The sequence below is a fragment of the Arthrobacter sp. Soil764 genome, from assembly GCF_001428075.1.
GTDB lineage: Bacteria > Actinomycetota > Actinomycetes > Actinomycetales > Micrococcaceae > Arthrobacter.
In genome coordinates this window covers 139,023-155,877 of the sequence record NZ_LMSI01000006.1, presented here as the reverse complement: position 1 = coordinate 155,877, position 16,855 = coordinate 139,023, and the positions used below count along the sequence as shown (strand labels likewise).

Sequence of the window (16,855 nt, the reverse complement as noted above, 5' to 3'; positions counted from 1 at the left end):
TTGTGGAACTGGACTCTAGACAAGCCCCACTCCACTCGGAGGTTTTCTTCATGTCACCACGCCACGCCGACCGTCACCAACGTCCCTGGGTAATACAACTAGGTAGCAGCAGGCGTCGGTTTGGGGGCCCAAAACAGCATCTGCTGCTACTCAGTTGGGCGGGCGGGGCGGGACGTGAAACCATACGGATCATGGCCTCCAAGATTGCGTACCAGGGTGAGCCCGGCGCCAACTCCAATATCGCGTGTCAGCAGATGTTCCCGGACATGGAAAGCGTGCCGTGCGCCAGCTTCGAGGACGCCTTTGAACTGGTGGCCGGCGGCGAGGCGGACCTGGCCATGATTCCCATCGAGAACTCCATCGCCGGCCGGGTGGCGGACATCCACATCCTGCTGCCGCAGTCCAACCTGCAGATCGTGGGCGAATACTTCCTGCCCATCCACTTCGACCTCCTGGGCATCCCGGGCAGCACCATCGAGGGCGCCACCGAAGTGCACAGCCACATCCACGCCCTGGGCCAGTGCCGGAAGCTGATCCGCGAACATGGCCTGAAGCCCGTCATCGCCGGAGACACCGCCGGATCGGCCCGCGAGGTGGCCGAGTGGAATGATCCCCGCAAGCTCTCCCTGGCTCCCCCGCTGGCCGCCCGGATCTATGGCCTCGACGTCCTGGCATCGCGCGTGGAGGACGACCCCTCCAACACCACCCGCTTCGTGGTCCTGGCCCGGGAAACAGCGCTGCCGGCCAAGGATGAACTTCCCGGACCGGCAGTCACCAGCTTCGTGTTCCGCGTCCGCAACGTCCCCAGTGCCCTGTACAAGGCTCTGGGCGGGTTCGCCACGAACGGCGTGAACATGACCCGCCTGGAGAGCTACATGGTGGGCAACGAGTTCGCGGCCACCATGTTCATGGCCGACGTTGAAGGCCACCCCGAGGACCTGCCGCTTAAGCTGGCCCTCGAGGAGCTGGACTTCTTCACCACCGAGGTGCGGATCCTCGGCGTGTACCCCGCTGCTGACTACCGGGCGGCAGCCACCGCCTGACGCGGCTGCGCGGGTGCGGCCTTGGCGAGGGGCTTGAGCAGCGGCCCGAAGAACGCGCCGAGCTCCGCCGTTGCCGTCAGGGGCAGGACGTTGGCCACGTACTGGTCAGGGCGGACCATCACCACGGCGCCGGCACGGTCGATGCCGCGCAGGTCGAAGATGTCCGCAGTGGGATCCGTTGCGTACACCTTTTCGTAGTCGGTGAGCTTGAACGGACCCACCTGCGGCTTGAACACGGCAGGCACGGCGTTGATGTCGACGGCGGTGTGTGGCTGCTGGTAAATAACCTTCAGGTCGAACCACGCGTCCGGGTCGGCGCCGGCAGGCGTGGCAGCCAGCGGAGATTCGGGTGAGTTAACGAACCACTCGGCAAGCTTGTCCGTGGTGGAGTCCGTGCCGGGCAGGGCCTGGTCCGCGAAGACATAGATCCGCCACCGGCCGTCAGCCGTGGCGTGGTGGCCCAAGTGAATGGGGTTGGTGTCACCCACGCGGACGGCGGGTGCGGACTTGAACCGCTTGCCCACGGGGAAGCCGGTGGCAAGGCCCTGGTGGTCCGCCGAACCGATAATCAGGGACGGCGCGTACTGGGTCATGAAACCTGCCGGGAACTCGGCGGTCTGCACATAGAAGTCCTCGAGGTCGGAGGGGTGCTCGAACTCCTCCGGCTTCTTGGCCATCATGGTGGACCACTCCTTGTCGAAGTCGATCAGGTTCTTGGCCACCACCTGCCGCTCCTCCGAGTAGGTGGCCAGCAGGCTTTCCGGGCTCCGGCCCTCCAGCACGTGCCCCAGCTTCCAGGCAATGTTGAACCCGTCCTGCATGGACACGTTCATGCCCTGCCCGGCCTTGGCGCTGTGGGTGTGGCAGGCGTCGCCGGTGATGAACACGCGCGGGGTGCGGGTGCCGCGCTCCGCCGGCAGGACGTCGTCGAACCTGTCCGTGAGGCGGTGGCCCACCTCGTACACGCTGTGCCACGCCACGTTCCGCACATCCAGCGTGTACGGGTGCAGGATGTCGTTGGCCTTGGTGATGATCTGCTCGATGCTGGTGTTGCGGACGTCGTGGTGGGTGGCAGGATCCACTTCGCCCAGGTCCACGTACATGCGGAACAGGTAGCCGCCCTCCCGCGGAATCAGCAGGATGCTGCCTTTTTCGGCCTGGATGGCGCACTTGGTGCGGATGTCAGGGAAGTCGGTGACGGCCAGGACGTCCATGACGCCCCAGGCGTGGTTGGCCTGGTCTCCCGCCAGCGTGCAGCCGATGGCCGTACGCACTTTGCTGCGGGCGCCGTCGGCCCCCACCACGTACTTTGCGCGGACTGTCCGTTCCTGGCCCTCGTTGGGTCCGGCGGTGTGGAGCAGCGTCACCGTGACCGGGTAGTCCCCCTCGGTGCCGACGGTAAGCCCCTGGAAGTCATAGCCGTAGTCGGGCTTGAGGCGGGTGGGCGAGTTGGCGGCAAACTCGGCAAAGTAATCCAGCACCCGCGCCTGGTTGACGATCAGGTGCGGGAACTCACTGATCCCCGTCTCGTCATCCACGGCGCGTGCGGCGCGGATGATGTTCGCGTGGTTTGCCGGGTCCGGCTTCCAGAACGCCATCTCCGTGATGCGGTAGGCCTCGGCAATGATCCGCTCTGCGAATCCGAAGGCCTGGAAGGTTTCGACGCTGCGCGCCTGGATCCCGTCAGCCTGTCCGATGGCAAGGCGGCCGGGACGGCGGTCGATGATCCGGGTGGAGACATTGGGGAACATGGACAGCTGCGCGGCGGCGAGCATTCCGGCGGGGCCGGTGCCGACGATGAGCACGTCCACTTCCTCCGGGAGCTCCTCGGGCCGGTTCAGGCCGACGCCGGCCGCCGGCTGGACGCGCGGGTCACCGGATACATATCCGTGGTGGTGGAACTGCACGGGCTTTCCTCACTTCTTTGTGGATGACTCTCGCTGAATGTGTTCTATATCAGAACAAGTGATTCGATAATCGAAAACAATAAACTTGATTTCCACTGTACGCCGGATGTGACGGGGACGACAAGTAGCTCCGAAAACGTCATAAAAACGCCGGAAATCCGGGGGTTGACGGAAGCTGGAAATCGATGGATAGTGATCGTATACGATTTCGTACCTGATGAGGAGATGCTTTGGAGCAGGTCAACGGCGACACCCTGGCAGCAGCACGCAAGGTGATCGCGGTGCACATCAACTACCCCAGCCGGGCTGCCCAGCGCGGCCGCACCCCGGCCCAGCCGTCCTACTTCCTCAAGCCTTCCAGCTCGCTGGCAACCAGCGGAAGCCCCGTCGAGCGCCCGGCAGGCTGCGAACTGCTCGGCTACGAAGGCGAAATCGCGCTCATCATCGGCAAGGCCACGCGCCGCGTTTCCATGGAAGACGCGTGGAGCCACGTTGCCGCCGTGACCGCCAGCAACGACCTCGGCGTGTACGACCTGCGCTGGGCGGACAAGGGCTCCAACCTCCGGTCCAAGGGCGGCGACGGCTTCACCCCCGTGGGCCCGGCACTGATTCCGGCAGACGCCGTCGACCCTTCCAAACTCCGCATCCGCACCTGGCACAACGGTGAGCTGGTCCAGGACGACACCACGGAAGACCTCCTCTTCCCGTTCGCCCGGCTGGTGGCGGACCTTTCCCAGCTGCTCACCCTGGAGGAGGGGGACATCATCCTCACCGGCACCCCGGCCGGCGCCTCCGTGGCCAAGCCCGGCGACGTCCTAGAGGTGGAAGTCTCCGCGGGTGACCTCACCACGGGGCACCTGGTCACCACGGTTGAGCAAGGCACGACGGCGTTCGCTGAGTTTGGTGCCCAGCCCAAGGTGGATGACCTGCAGCGGGAGGAGGCCTACGGGTCCCGCGAAGCCGCAGGGCTCCCCGCACCCCAGCCCGCCCTCTCCGCCGAGTTGAAGGCCAAGCTCGAGTCGGTCGCCACGGCCACCCTGTCCTCCCAGATGCGCAAGCGCGGCCTTAACAACGTCAGCATCGACGGGCTGCAGGCCACCCGGCCGGACCGCCGCGTGGTGGGACTGGCCCGGACGCTTCGCTACGTGCCCAACCGCGAGGACCTCTTCAAGACCCACGGCGGCGGATTCAACGCCCAGAAGCGTGCCATCGATTCCGTCAACGAGGGCGAAATCCTGGTCATGGAAGCCCGCGGCGAAAAAGGAACCGGAACTGTGGGCGACATCCTGGCCCTCCGCGCCCAGGTCCGCGGCGCCGCAGCCATTATCACCGACGGCGGTGTCCGCGACTACACCGCGGTGGCCGGGCTGGAGATGCCCACCCACTTCGCCAACCCGCACCCCGCCGTGCTGGGCCGCCGCCACATTCCCTGGGACACGGACATCACCATCGCCTGCGGCGGTGCCACAGTTCAGCCCGGCGACATCATCGTGGCCGACTCTGATGGCATCCTGGTGATCCCGCCGGCTATCGCCGAAGAACTTGTTGAGGACTGCATCCAGCAGGAAAAGGAAGAAGCCTTCATCTTCGAGATGGTCAAGCAGGGCAACAGCGTGGACGGCCTCTACCCCATGAACGCCGATTGGCAGGCGAAATATAAGGAATGGGCTGGCAGTAATGACTGAAACCATGGCCGAGCTCTCTGAGGCCACTCCCGGCAGCAAATCCGAACAGGCCTACCAGGCCGTCAAGGCGCGCATCGTGGAGGGCACCTACACTCCCGGTTACCGCCTGGTCCTGGGCACCATCGCCAAGGACCTCGGCTTCAGCGTGGTTCCGGTACGGGAAGCGATCCGCAGGCTGGAAGCCGAAGGCCTGGTGACGTTCGAGCGCAACGTCGGCGCCACCGTGGCGGGCATCGACCCCACCGAATACCTCTACACCATGCAGACTCTCAGCATCGTGGAGGGTGCCGCTACAGCGCTCTCCGCACCGCTGATCGACAGCCAGTCCATCGCCCGGGCCCGTGCCGTGAACCAGGAGATGCGCGAGTGCCTGGAGCACTTCGACCCGGTGCGCTTCACCCAGCTCAACCAGGACTTCCACAACGTCCTGTTCGAGCACTGCCCCAACCCGCACATCCTGGACCTTGTCCACCGCGGCTGGAACCGGCTGGCCGCGCTCCGCTCTTCCACCTTCCGCTTCGTCCCCGGCAGGGCCCGCGACTCCGTGGAGGAACACGAAAACCTGCTGCACCTCATCGAGACCGGGGCGGATGCAGACGACATCGAGAAAGCGGCCCGCCGGCACCGCACCGCAACCCTGGACGCTTACCTCGCCCAAACCACCTAGTACGCAAAGACCACTTGTACGGATAGAACCCAGTTAGGACTTCAACGATGACGACCTCGGTAGAAACCACAAAGCACTACGTTCCGGATGACCTGCCCACCCACATCCAGCACTACATCAACGGCCACTTTGTGGACTCCGTCTCCGGCAGGACCTTCGATGTCCTGGACCCGGTCTCCAACCGGAACTACGCCACCGCCGCTGCCGGCCAGAAAGAGGACATCGACCTCGCCGTCGCCGCCGCGCGCGAAGCGTTCGTGAGCGGCCCCTGGCCCAGGATGAAACCCCGCGAACGCGCCCGGGTCCTGAACAAAATCGCCGACGCCGTCGAGGCCCAGGAAGCCAGGCTCGCCGAACTGGAAACCTTCGATACCGGCCTGCCCATCACCCAGGCCAAGGGCCAGGCCCTCCGCGCCGCCGAGAACTTCCGGTTCTTCGCGGACCTGATCGTTGCCCAGTTCGATGACGCCATGAAGGTTCCCGGTTCGCAGATCAACTACGTGAACCGCAAGCCCATCGGCGTCGCCGGCCTGATCACCCCGTGGAACACCCCGTTCATGCTCGAGTCCTGGAAGCTCGCCCCGGCCCTGGCCACCGGCAACACCGTGGTCCTCAAGCCCGCCGAGTTCACCCCGCTCTCGGCCTCCCTCTGGGCCACCATCTTCAAGGACGCGGGCCTGCCGGACGGGGTCTTCAACCTGGTCAACGGCCTGGGCGAGGAAGCCGGCGACGCGCTGGTCAAGCACCCGGATGTGCCGCTGATTTCCTTCACGGGCGAGACCACAACGGGCCAGACGATCTTCCGAAATGCGGCTGCCAACCTCAAGGGCCTGTCCATGGAGCTCGGCGGCAAGTCCCCCTGCGTGGTGTTTGCCGACGCCGACGTTGACGCCGCGATCGACTCGGCACTGTTCGGCGTGTTCTCCCTGAACGGCGAGCGCTGCACCGCCGGCTCCCGCATCCTGGTGGAACGCGCCGTCTACGACGAGTTCTGCGAAAAGTATGCCGCCCGTGCGAAGAACATCGTGGTGGGTGACCCGCATGATCCCAAGACCGAGGTAGGCGCCCTGGTGCACCCGGAGCACTACGAAAAGGTGGCCTCCTACGTGGAGATCGGCAAGTCCGAAGGCCGGCTCCTGGCCGGCGGCGGCCGCCCCGGCCACCTGCCCGAAGGCAACTACATCGCACCCACGGTGTTCGCCGACGTCGCCCCCGATGCGCGGATCTTCCAGGAGGAGATCTTCGGACCCGTCGTCGCCATCACCCCGTTTGAGAACGACGACGAAGCCCTCGCCCTGGCCAACAACACCAAGTACGGCCTTGCCGCCTACATCTGGACCCAGAACCTGACCCGCGCGCACAACTTCTCCCAGAACGTGGAGGCCGGGATGGTGTGGCTGAACAGCCACAACGTCCGCGACCTGCGCACCCCGTTCGGCGGCGTGAAAGCCTCGGGCCTGGGCCACGAGGGCGGTTACCGCTCCATCGACTTCTACACCGACCAGCAGGCCGTGCACATCACGCTCGGCAGCGTTCACACCCCCAAGTTCGGCAGCATCGAAGACTCGGCCGCCAACGAGGGCTGACCCCTTACTTCCTGATTAACCTGCTCAAAGAAGAGAGACCATCATGACCAACTTCGTTCCCACCCCCACCGTCCCGGCACCGGACATTGTCCGCTGCGCCTACATGGAAATCGTGGTCACCGACCTCGCCAGGTCCCGCGAGTTCTACGTGGACGTCCTGGGCCTGCACGTCACCGAGGAAGACGAGAACGCCATCTACCTGCGCTCCCTTGAGGAGTTCATCCACCACAACCTGGTGCTCCGCAAAGGCCCGGTCGCCGCCGTCGCCGCCTTCGCTTACCGCGTGAAGTCCCCCGCCGAAGTGGACGCCGCCGAGGCCTACTACAAGGAACTGGGCTGCCGGGTGGAACGCCGCAAGGAAGGCTTCACCAAGGGCATTGGCGACTCCGTCCGCGTCGAGGACCCGCTGGGCTTCCCCTACGAGTTCTTCTACGACGTGGAGCACGTGGAGCGACTCACCCAGCGCTACGACCTCTACTCCGCCGGCGAACTGGTCCGCCTGGACCACTTCAACCAGGTCACCCCCGACGTCCCCCGCGGCCGCGCCTACCTCGAAGACCTGGGCTTCCGCGTCTCCGAGGACATCAAGGACGCCGACGGCGTCACCTACGCCGCGTGGATGCACCGCAAGCAGACCGTGCACGACACCGCGCTGACCGGCGGCAACGGACCCCGGATGCACCACGTCGCGTTCGCCACGCACGAGAAGCACAACATCATCCAGATCTGCGACAAGATGGGCGCCCTGCGCATCAGCGACCGGATCGAACGCGGCCCCGGCCGGCACGGCGTGTCCAACGCCTTCTACCTCTACATCCTGGACCCGGACGGCCACCGCATCGAGATCTACACCCAGGACTACTACACCGGCGACCCGGACAACCCCACCATCACCTGGGACGTCCACGACAACCAGCGCCGCGACTGGTGGGGCAATCCCGTGGTCCCCTCCTGGTACACGGAGGCCTCCCTGGTCCTGGACCTGGACGGCAACCCCCAGCCCGTCATCGAGCGCGAGGAAAAGTCGGAGATGGCGGTGACGGTTGGTGCCGACGGCTTCTCCTACACCCGCAAGGAAGGCTCCCCCGAAGGCGACCGGACCGGCTTCAAACTGGGAGTGCAGGTCTAGGAGATGCTGGAGCCGAAGACGATTGAGGCCATCGCGGACGAGCTGGTGGAAGCCGGCCGGACCCGCACCCCTGTCCCCCGCCTGACCGCCCGCTACCCGGAGATGACGGTGGAGGACTCCTATGCGGTGCAGCAGCTGTGGCGGCGCCGGAACGAGGACGCCGGCCGGACCCTGGTGGGGCGCAAGATCGGCCTCACGTCCAAGGCAATGCAGGCCGCCACGGGAATCACTGAGCCTGATTACGGGGCCATTTTCGATGACATGGTGCTGGAGACCGGCTGCTCAGTGGAGTGGGACCGGTACACGCATCCGCGGGTGGAGGTGGAGCTGGCGTTCGTCCTGAAGGACGGGCTCAAAGGCCCGGGCGTGACCATCTTCGACGTCCTGAAGGCCACCGATTACGTGGTTCCGGCCCTGGAAATCCTGGATTCCAGGATCGAGATGGAGGGCCGGACCATCGTGGACACCATCTCGGACAACGCGGCCATGGGCGCCATGGTGATCGGCGGCAACCCGGTCAAGCCCCATGCCGTGGACCTCCGCTGGGTCTCCGCCATCCTGTACAAAAACCAGACCGTGGAGGAAACCGGAGTGGCCGCGGGCGTCCTGGACCATCCCGCCAACGGGGTGCACTGGCTGGCCAACAAGATCGCCGCCCACGGCGACGCGCTAAAGGCCGGCGACATCATCCTGGCCGGGTCCTTCACCCGTCCCATGTGGGTCTACAAAGGCGATACTGTCCACGCAGACTACGGACCCCTGGGGAGCGTCACATGCCGTTTCGAGTAGAGGACACCTTCCGGTCCGCCCTGGCCGCGCAAAAGGGTGGAGCAGGCCGGCCGCTGGCCGGAATGTGGGTGTGCTCCGGCAGCCCGCTGATCGCCGAGCTCTGCGCAGGGTCCGGCCTGGACTGGCTCCTGGTGGACGCCGAGCACAGCCCCAACGGGCTCGAATCCATCCTGGCGCAGCTGCAGGCCATCCACGGCTACCCGGTGCACACCATGGTCAGGCCGCCCGTGAACGACACCGTTGTGATCAAGCAGTACCTGGACCTGGGCGTGCAGAACCTGCTCATCCCCATGGTCGACTCGGTGGCGGAAGCGGAGGCGGCTGTTGCGGCCACCCGCTACCCGCCGCAGGGCGTCCGCGGCGTAGGTTCGGCTTTGGCCCGCGCCGCCCGCTGGAACCGTGTCCCGGACTACCTCGCCCGGGCCAATGAAACCATCAGCGTCACCGTCCAGATCGAGTCGACGGCGGCCGTCGAGGCTGTGGAGGACATCCTCAAAGTCGACGGCGTGGACGCCATCTTCGTCGGCCCGTCCGACCTCGCAGCCTCCATGGGCCTGCTGGGACAGCAGGAACACCCCGAAGTGCGCGCCGCCGTCGAACACTGCCTCTCCGCTGCCAAGGCAGCCGGCAAGCCTGCCGGCGTGAACGCCTTCTCCCCCGCCACGGCCCGGCACTATCTGGACAACGGCGCCGGCTTCATCCTGGTGGGCGCGGACGTTTCAGTCCTCGCCCGCGGTTCCGAAGCCCTCGCCGCCCAGTACATCCCCCAGGCCGACGGCGGCACCCCCGCCAGCTACTGACCTTCCCCTTCCCAAAGGACTTCTTCCATGACAGTTACTTCCGCGCTTTCCCCTGCCATCTCACCGGAGCGTGAAGCATCGTTGCTGGCTTCCGTGCCCACCGGGCTGCTGATCAACGGGAAGTGGGTAGAGGCGTCCGACGGCGGCACGTTCGACGTGCACGACCCCGCCACTGGCGAGGTGATCGCCACCCTCGCCTCCGCCACCAGCGACGACGCCGTCGCCGCGCTGGACGCGGCCGACGCCGTCCAGGCGTCCTGGGCTCGGACCGCACCCCGGGTACGCGCCGAGATCCTGCGCCAGGCCTTTGACCTGGTCACCGAACGGGCCGAGGACTTCGCCCTGCTGATGACCCTGGAAATGGGCAAACCCCTGGCCGAAGCCCGAGGCGAAGTGGTTTATGGCGCCGAGTTCCTGCGCTGGTTCTCCGAAGAAACAGTCCGCGACTACGGCCGCTACCTCACCACCCCCGAGGGCAGGAACAAGATCCTCGTCCAGCACAAACCCGTCGGACCCTGCCTGCTCATCACTCCCTGGAACTTCCCGCTGGCCATGGCCACCCGCAAGGTGGCCCCCGCCGTCGCCGCCGGCTGCACCATGGTCCTCAAGCCCGCCAAGCTCACCCCGGTAACTGCGCAGTACTTCGCGCAGACCATGCTCGACGCCGGCCTCCCGCCCGGGGTCCTGAACGTCGTCGCCTCCTCCTCCGCCTCCGGGATCTCAGGGCCACTGCTGAAGGACTCCCGGCTCCGCAAGGTCTCCTTCACCGGCTCCACCCCGGTGGGCAAACGCCTGATGGCCGACGCCGCGCAGAACGTCCTGCGCACCTCCATGGAGTTGGGTGGTAACGCACCCTTCATCGTCTTCGAGGACGCCGACCTCGACGCCGCCGTCGAAGGGGCGATGGCCGCCAAGATGCGGAACATGGGCGAAGCCTGCACCGCTGCCAACAGGTTTCTCGTCCATGAATCCGTGGCTCAGGAATTTACCCGAAAGTTCGCCGGAGCCATGGGCGCCCTGGCCACCGGCCGGGGCACCGAACCGGACACGAAAGTGGGGCCGCTCATCGACGCCGGCGCCCGGGATGACGTGCACGCCCTGGTGGCTGCCGCCGTCGACGCCGGAGCCACAGCCGTGACCGGCGGGGCACCCGTGGACGGTCCCGGCTACTTCTACCAGCCCACCGTGCTGGCCGACGTGCCCAACGACGCCGCGATCCTGGGCCACGAGATCTTCGGCCCCGTCGCCCCCGTCACCACCTTCAGCACCGAAGAAGACGCCATCCGGCTCGCCAACAACACCGAGTACGGCCTCGCCTCCTACCTCTACAGCCGCGACTTCAACCGCCTCCTCCGCGTGGCGGAGCAGATCGAGTTCGGCATGGTCGGCTTCAACGCCGGCGTCATCTCCAACGCAGCAGCACCCTTCGGCGGCGTCAAACAATCCGGCCTCGGCCGCGAAGGCGGGTCCGAAGGCATCGCCGAATACACCACCACCCAATACATCGGCATCGCCGACCCATACGCGGACTAGATAGGCAGAGACGCCCGACGGCGTCACGCAGGGCATGCTTTCGGCCCACCTTCGGCGGCGGGACCCCGGAAATCAGGGATCCCGCGTCGTTCAGGTGGCTAAAAGCATGCTCCGCGTGACGCCGTTACAGCCAAGATGGCGTTTTAGGCCTGCCGGAATACTTTCCGCGCAATAGCGAGGCTGACGGTAGCGATTGCGGCGACAAACACAAGGTAGTAGCCGGGGACCAGGAGGGAACCGGTCCTGTCGATGAGCCAGGTGAGGATAAAGGGAGCGAACCCGCCGAACACCGTGACTCCGATGTTGTATCCGAGGGAAAGTCCGGTCGAGCGGATGCGTGCCGGGAACATTGAAGACATGATTGCCGGCAGCGGGGCGAAGTAGGCCGTAGCCAGGACCGAAAGGATCGATTCCACCAGAATCATCATGGGCAGGGCGGGGGCAGCCATGAGCATCAGGAACGCCGGGATACCGACGAGGATGGTTCCGACAGCAGCCCACGTCATAACCCGGGCCGGCCCGGCCTTGTCGGCAAGCATTCCGATGAAGGGCGAGCCGATGCTCATGACAACTCCGAAGATGAGGGTGGAGACGAACGCCGCAGTCTTGGGCATGCCGAGATTGACGATCGCATAGGTGGGCATGAACAGCGCAATGTAGACGCCCACAGAACCCAGGGACACGACGCCTACGATTGCCCACAGCCGGCCGCCGTTGCCGATGAGTGTTTCCTTCAGTGGCGCCTCGGACCGCTCCGTGGCCATGAACTCCGGGGTTTCCTTCATTTTCGAGCGGATGTACCAGCCAACGGGTCCGATGGCCAGGGCGAAAATGAACGGGAGCCGCCAGCCCCAGGATTCAAGGGACTGAACGCTGAGGTAGGTGTTCAATACGAAACCGAAGATTCCGGCCAGCAGTATGCCTGTGCCCTGCGTTGCCACCTGCCAGCTCGCGTAAAACGCCTTGCGGTTCGGGGCGTACTCGATGAGGTAGGCCGTGGCCGTGCCGAACTCCCCGCCGGTCGCAAACCCCTGCAGGAGGCGGGCCACGAGCACGAGGATACTCGCGGTGATCCCGATGGCGACCGCTGTGGGCGCGAGAACAATGAGCAGGGTGCCGATGAACATGACCAGGATGGAGACCATCATGCCGGCCTTGCGGCCGGCACGGTCGGCGTAGCGGCCGATGATGATGCCGCCGAGCGGGCGCATGATGAAAGACACTCCAAAGGAAGCGAACGTCAACAACAGCGAGGCGGTCTCATTGGTGGTGGGGAAAAACAGCTTGGAGATGGTAACCGCGAAAGTGCCGTAGACGATGAGGTCGAACCATTCCAAACCATTGCCGATAGCCGCAGCAACGACTGCTTTCTTGGCGTTCTTCAGTTCAGCCGCACCGGCAGCTGGGGTCAGGGCTTCCGGCGTTACGGGACCCCGCCCGACGCTTGTGGCTTCGTGGCTCATCGCTGTTCGTTCCGTTCAGTAGTAGAGAGGTGTACGGCGAGGTTGTGCAGGAACTCCTCGCAGGCGGCGATCTGGGTGAGTTCTATGTATTCGTTGGCAGTGTGGCCCTGCTCCATGCTGCCCGGACCGCAGACCACCGCGTCGATTCCGGCCCTCTGGAAGATGCCTGCTTCGGTGGCGTAGACAACGGTCTCCTCGGCGTCGTTGCCCGTCAACGCCTGCGCCAGTTCAAGCGCGGCGCGGGTGCCCTGCGGGCTGAGCCCGGGAACAGCGCCCAGCGGTGTCATGCAGATATCCGCAGCGGCGTTTTCCAACTGCATCTCGGCCCGCAGGATCGCGATCTGGTCCTCAATCCGGGAAATAAAGGACTTTGGATCGTCACATGGAATGGTCCGGAACTCGAATTCGAACTCGCACTTTTCGGCCACGGTGTTCACGGCAGCACCGCCGGAAACCACGCCGACATTTGCCGTGGTGTACGGAACCACGAAGCTTTCGTCGAATGGGCCGGAGATCCGGTAATCGTCAGCGAGCGAACGAATAAAGGCAATAGACCGGGCTGCGTACTCAATCGCGTTGACGCCGGCGGGCGTCATCGATGAGTGGGCGGCCAGTCCGCTGACCGTAACGCGGTAAAGCTGGCTGCTTTTGTGTGCCGATACCGCACGCATGCTGGTTGGTTCGCCCACAAAACACAGCCGCGGCCGGATGCCCCATGCGTCCAGTTCCCGCACGAGGGCAACAGCACCGTGGCAGCCGACTTCTTCATCGTAGGTCCAGGCGAGGTGGAGCGGCTCGAGCAGGGGACGGGACAGGAATTCGGGCAGGACACCCAGGACCGCGCCGCTGAAGGCCTTCATGTCCGTGGTTCCGCGGCCGTAGAGCTTGCCCTCACGGATCTCAGGCGAAAACGGTTCGCTGGCCCAGTCCTGGCCGTCCACGGGGACGACGTCGGTGTGGCCGGCGAGCATGATTCCGCCCGTAACTGAACCATCCCGCGCGGGGATGGTAGCAAACAGGTTGGCTTTGGTTCCCTCGGGGTTCGGCAGGACAACGGGTGACAGGCCGCGGGCGGCGAGTTCGTCCGCCATGGCCTGGATCATCGGACGGTTGGAGTTCCGGCTGGTGGTGTCGAAGGAGACGAGCTTGTTGACCCATTCAAGGGTGGGTGCTGTCGGGGCACTCGGGGTTGGTTTGGCAGAGGCCGGGGCAAGGGTCGTCACTGGAAGGGTCCTTGGATTCAGGGAGAAGGAGAAGAGCAATACTGCCGCAGTACACGGCTTCAAAGTCCGAGGGCCCCGCCAGAAGAACTGAGGCGCAGGCCACATCCCTTCCAGTATTTATGGATATCGCGTGAGAGTCAACATTTTAAAGTGGTTTTATTCATTTTAATGAACGTAGGGGTTGATGCTCAGAAGGTGGGCGGCGTCATAGCGCCGATCAGGGCTGCGTCTTCGGAGGTGGGGTTCCGGTACCAGTGCGGCAGGGACGAGTCGTAGGTCAGGGAATCGCCCTCCTCAAGGTCATAGCCCACGCCGTTAACGCAAACATGCAGCCGGCCCTGCACCACGGTGACACATTCCTCCCCGGGGTGCTTGAACGGTGCGTCTCTGTTGTCCCAGCCCGCGCCGATTTGGGCCCTCAACATCCCAAGCTGTCCGTGCATATGGGGTGTGAGGAGCTCGTACACCAGGTTGTCCTCGGCGACCTCAAGACGCTTCCGGTCCGCGCGTCGGACAATTGCGCCAGCCTGGTCCCCAGTGTCGAAAAACCGCCCGACGGGTACCTTGAGGGCCTGCGACAGCTTGATCAACGTGGTCAAGGAAGGGTTTCCCTGGCCGCGCTCAATCTGACTCAGCAGGCCGGGGCTCAGCCCGGCGGCGGCAGCCAAACTTCCAATGCTGAGGCCGGAGTCCTTTCGCAACTGCAGAACCAAAGCTCCGACCGCCGTCATTGCCCGCTCGGCCTGATCGTCGACGCGGTGCGGTTCAATGTCGTTGGCAGCGTGCGCCGTGTAGCTATGCATAATCCCATGTTCCAGTTCATTGAAGGAATGGTCAACATAATGAACAAGGGCGGCGGCTCCCCCAAGGGCAGAAAGCCCTGCGCCGGGGCCGCTTTACTGGCGTTCGCTCCCGGACAAGGGCTCTGCGCACAAACACAAGAGCCCGGGGCAGGCCGGCACCCAGACTGGGGAGTAACCCGCTACGCCGACCGGCTGGCGTCCTTGCTACTCGAAGTGGAGTACCCCTTGGAAACCTACGATGCACTCCTCGCGTCCATTGCCCCCGCGGCCGGCACCGGCCGGACCATCTTTGATCCCGCTACGGGCGAGGCTGTAGGCGAAGCACCCGTCCATAGCCTGGAGTTCCTTGAGTCTGCCGTCGCCGCTGCCGTCGCCGCCCAGCCCGCCTGGGCTGCCTTGGGCCATGACGCCCGGTCCGCCGCGCTCCTGAAGGCGGCGGACGCCGTCGAACGCTGCGCCGAGGAACTTGCCCAGCTGCTCTCCCGCGAGCAGGGAAAGCCCCTGAACGGCCCCAACGCCCGCTTTGAAGTGGGTGCCTGCGTCGCCTGGCTCCGCGCCACCGCCGGCCTGCCCCTGGAACCCGAAACCATCGTGGACGACGGCGAGACCCGCGCCGAACTGCACCACCGGCCCATCGGCGTGGTGGGCGCGATCGGGCCCTGGAACTGGCCCATAATGATCGCCGTCTGGCAGCTGGCCCCGGCCCTGCGCATGGGCAACGCCGTGGTGGTCAAGCCGTCCGGCAATACTCCCCTGAGCGTCCTGGCCCTGGTCAAGGTCCTCAACGAGGAACTCCCCGAGGGCATCCTGTCCGTGGTCTCCTGCGGCCGGGAGGTCGGCGCACGGCTCACGGACCACCCCGCGATCGGCAAGATAATGTTCACCGGTTCCACCGCCGGCGGCCGCGCCATCATCAAGTCCTCCGCGGACACCGTCAAGCGGCTCACCCTGGAACTGGGCGGCAACGACGCCGGCATCGTCCTGCCCGACGCCGATCCCAAGGCCATCGCCACGGACATCTTCTGGGGCGCGTTCCTCAACACCGGCCAGACCTGCGCCGCGCTCAAACGCCTCTACGTCCACGACAGCATCTACGACGCCGTCTGCGAGGAACTCGTGGCGGTCGCCAAGCAGATGCCCATGGGCAACGGCCTGGACGAGGCCAACGTGCTGGGCCCGCTGCAGAACAAGGCACAGTACGACGTCGTGGCGAACCTCGTGGAGGCGGCCAAGGCTTCCGGGGCACGCGTCCTGCTGGGCGGGAACCCGGACACCAGCCAGCCCGGATTCTTTTACCCCACCACCCTGGTGGCGGACATCGACAACGACAACCCGCTGGTGGCCGAGGAGCAGTTCGGCCCGGCCCTGCCGATCATCCGCTACAGCAGCATCGATGAAGCGGTGGATAAGGCCAACGGGCTCGACGTCGGGCTGGGCGCCTCGGTGTGGTCCCCCAACCTGGCTGCCGCCCGCGAAGTCGCGGCCCGCATCCAGGCCGGCACCGTCTGGATCAACCGGCACGGCGCCGTGGACCCCCGCATCCCCTTCGGCGGAGCCAAGCAGTCCGGCTACGGCGTCGAATTCGGTGTCGAAGGCCTCAAAGCCCTGGGCGTACCGCAGGTCATCAACGGCTGACGTTGACGCGGGAGCCCGGCACGCGGCCTGCCAGTGCCGGGCTCCCGGGGCTGTGTGGCTTCACCCCATGGCCGGGGCGGTGGACGTCCTGCCGGCAAACTGCCGGCGGGCCCACCGGGCGAGCTTCTTGCCCTTGCCCTTCCACCAGTTGTCCTCGTCCTGGTTGTGGTGGAACCGGAAGACAATGGCCACCAGGACAAACATGCCCATCACCACATCCACCCAGGACGACACCACCAGGGCGATAAAGACGGTCATGGCATTGGCCACGATGGACGGGATTGCCAGGGTACGGAAGACGGTACTGGCCACAAAGCGCCGGTGCGACCGCGGGACGGACAACTCACGGACCATGTCGAAGCAGACGCAGACCACCACAATGGTCTGGCCGATGGCCAGCACGATCTGGCCCGGCACGGAACTGCTGAACGCTGCCACGGATTCCATTCCCGGGCTCATGGCCGGGCCCTGGTTGAAGCTTTGCTGAGATCTGTAAACACGGAAAAACCCCCAGAACTTGCAGAACTACCGCCGCTGATCCGGCGATGGTTCCATTCAAGTCCCAGGGGGCTTTTCCGTCACGAGTAGCGGG

The 16,855-nt window shown here is 65.4% G+C and carries 14 protein-coding genes; 9 read left to right on the top strand and 5 right to left on the bottom strand.

Translation table 11 applies throughout. From position 1 onward, the window contains the following. The first annotated feature begins 191 nt into the window (after positions 1-191). A complete protein-coding gene (locus ASG86_RS06170; protein WP_056331619.1) occupies positions 192-1,043 on the top strand; it encodes a prephenate dehydratase in 852 nt (283 codons plus the stop codon). Here ASG86_RS06170 and ASG86_RS06165 read toward each other — a convergent pair. Next, positions 1,019-2,950 carry an FAD-binding monooxygenase gene (locus tag ASG86_RS06165; RefSeq protein WP_056331617.1) on the bottom strand — a complete coding sequence of 644 codons (1,932 nt, stop codon included), beginning with the start codon at positions 2,948-2,950 and terminating at the stop codon, positions 1,019-1,021. The two genes, ASG86_RS06170 and ASG86_RS06165, sit on opposite strands and share 25 nt — an antisense overlap. A 230-nt stretch (positions 2,951-3,180) precedes the next feature. Here ASG86_RS06165 and ASG86_RS06160 point away from each other — a divergent pair, with 230 nt between their 5' ends. From ASG86_RS06160 to ASG86_RS06130, 7 genes are read left to right on the top strand one after another with little or no spacing between them, the layout of a single operon-like run. Beyond that, complete coding sequence (locus tag ASG86_RS06160) at positions 3,181-4,635, top strand: fumarylacetoacetate hydrolase family protein (protein ID WP_056331615.1); 1,455 nt, start codon at positions 3,181-3,183, stop codon at positions 4,633-4,635. After that, positions 4,628-5,302, top strand: a complete 675-nt coding sequence (locus ASG86_RS06155; RefSeq protein WP_056331613.1) for a GntR family transcriptional regulator — start codon at positions 4,628-4,630, stop codon at positions 5,300-5,302. Before ASG86_RS06160 ends, ASG86_RS06155 begins: the two co-directional genes overlap by 8 nt. A gap of 47 nt (positions 5,303-5,349) precedes the next feature. Then, the gene (gene hpaE / locus ASG86_RS06150) at positions 5,350-6,888 is read left to right on the top strand and encodes a 5-carboxymethyl-2-hydroxymuconate semialdehyde dehydrogenase (RefSeq protein ID WP_056331611.1); all 1,539 of its coding nucleotides are present in this window, start codon (positions 5,350-5,352) and stop codon (positions 6,886-6,888) included. Positions 6,889-6,931: 43 nt separating this feature from the next. Beyond that, on the top strand, positions 6,932-8,017 hold the full coding sequence (hpaD, locus tag ASG86_RS06145) for a 3,4-dihydroxyphenylacetate 2,3-dioxygenase (RefSeq protein ID WP_056331609.1): 1,086 nt from the start codon (positions 6,932-6,934) through the stop codon (positions 8,015-8,017). 3 nt (positions 8,018-8,020) lie between these two features. Continuing rightward, positions 8,021-8,806 (top strand): 2-oxo-hept-4-ene-1,7-dioate hydratase, encoded by a 786-nt coding sequence (hpaH, locus tag ASG86_RS06140; RefSeq protein WP_056331607.1) that lies wholly within the window; start codon positions 8,021-8,023, stop codon positions 8,804-8,806. Then, complete coding sequence (locus ASG86_RS06135; protein ID WP_200946176.1) at positions 8,791-9,606, top strand: HpcH/HpaI aldolase family protein; 816 nt, start codon at positions 8,791-8,793, stop codon at positions 9,604-9,606. Before hpaH ends, ASG86_RS06135 begins: the two co-directional genes overlap by 16 nt. Positions 9,607-9,633: 27 nt before the next feature. After that, positions 9,634-11,139, top strand: coding sequence for an NAD-dependent succinate-semialdehyde dehydrogenase (locus ASG86_RS06130; protein WP_056331604.1), 1,506 nt, complete (start codon positions 9,634-9,636; stop codon positions 11,137-11,139). 143 nt (positions 11,140-11,282) lie between these two features. Here ASG86_RS06130 and ASG86_RS06125 read toward each other — a convergent pair whose 3' ends face one another. The 3 genes from ASG86_RS06125 to ASG86_RS06115 form a co-directional block, all read right to left on the bottom strand. Next, on the bottom strand, positions 11,283-12,602 hold the full coding sequence (locus ASG86_RS06125) for an MFS transporter (RefSeq protein WP_082566692.1): 1,320 nt from the start codon (positions 12,600-12,602) through the stop codon (positions 11,283-11,285). Beyond that, entirely contained in the window at positions 12,599-13,825 is a 1,227-nt protein-coding gene (argE, locus tag ASG86_RS06120; protein ID WP_056331601.1) for an acetylornithine deacetylase, read from the bottom strand. The genes ASG86_RS06125 and argE overlap by 4 nt, the downstream gene beginning before the upstream one ends. A gap of 188 nt (positions 13,826-14,013) precedes the next feature. Further along, positions 14,014-14,628, bottom strand: coding sequence for a helix-turn-helix domain-containing protein (locus ASG86_RS06115; protein WP_082566690.1), 615 nt, complete (start codon positions 14,626-14,628; stop codon positions 14,014-14,016). Positions 14,629-14,853: 225 nt separating this feature from the next. Between ASG86_RS06115 and ASG86_RS06110 the strand changes: the two genes are divergently transcribed. Beyond that, a complete protein-coding gene (locus ASG86_RS06110; RefSeq protein WP_056331599.1) occupies positions 14,854-16,263 on the top strand; it encodes an aldehyde dehydrogenase family protein in 1,410 nt (469 codons plus the stop codon). A gap of 60 nt (positions 16,264-16,323) precedes the next feature. Here the strand turns inward: ASG86_RS06110 and ASG86_RS06105 are convergent, their stop codons facing one another. Next, entirely contained in the window at positions 16,324-16,710 is a 387-nt protein-coding gene (locus tag ASG86_RS06105) for a hypothetical protein (protein WP_056331597.1), read from the bottom strand. Positions 16,711-16,855 lie beyond the last annotated feature (145 nt).